Source organism: Streptomyces sp. A1136 (assembly GCF_004795055.1).
In the GTDB taxonomy this organism is placed as follows: Bacteria; Actinomycetota; Actinomycetes; order Streptomycetales; family Streptomycetaceae; genus Streptomyces.
In genome coordinates, this window is the sequence record NZ_SSBJ01000170.1 from 1 (window position 1) to 685 (window position 685).

Below are 685 nucleotides of genomic sequence, written 5' to 3' on the forward strand. Positions count from 1 at the left end.
AGGCTTAAAGACAGGATCAAATGCTTGTATTTCATATTGTTACCATTTTTATCTATTACACGAGCAATTAGTTCGTCACGGTAAATAACATATTGATTAAGAATAAAATCTCAATACTTTTATTTCCGTCAAGCCGTAAAACATACTCTACTAAGAAAAAAACACTGAATGCTAAAACAGCAAAAAATGCTATTATCCAATTACCTGATGTCAGGTGCTCGTTGTTGAAAGGATGAGGATATTTTATGGATCAGGCCGGCATTATTCGCGACCTTTTAATCTGGCTGGAAGGTCATCTGGATCAGCCCCTGTCGCTCGACAATGTAGCGGCGAAAGCAGGTTATTCCAAGTGGCACTTACAGAGAATGTTTAAAGATGTCACTGGCCATGCTATTGGCGCGTATATTCGTGCTCGTCGTTTGTCGAAATCGGCGGTCGCACTACGCCTGACTGCGCGTCCGATTCTGGACATCGCGCTGCAATACCGCTTCGACTCTCAACAGACATTTACCCGCGCATTCAAGAAGCAGTTTGCCCAGACTCCTGCACTTTACCGCCGTTCTCCTGAATGGAGCGCCTTTGGTATTCGCCCGCCGCTACGTCTGGGTGAATTCACAATGCCAGAGCACAAATTTGTCACCCTGGAAGATACGCCGCTGATTGGTGTTACCCAGAGCTACTCCTG

The 685-nt window shown here is 45.3% G+C and carries 1 protein-coding gene; it reads left to right on the forward strand.

Going from position 1 to position 685, the window contains the following annotated elements; all coding sequences use genetic code 11:
- Positions 1-245: 245 nt before the first annotated feature.
- The coding region (locus E6R62_RS37875; protein ID WP_136217950.1) for a helix-turn-helix domain-containing protein at positions 246-685 on the forward strand (440 nt) is incomplete at its 3' end.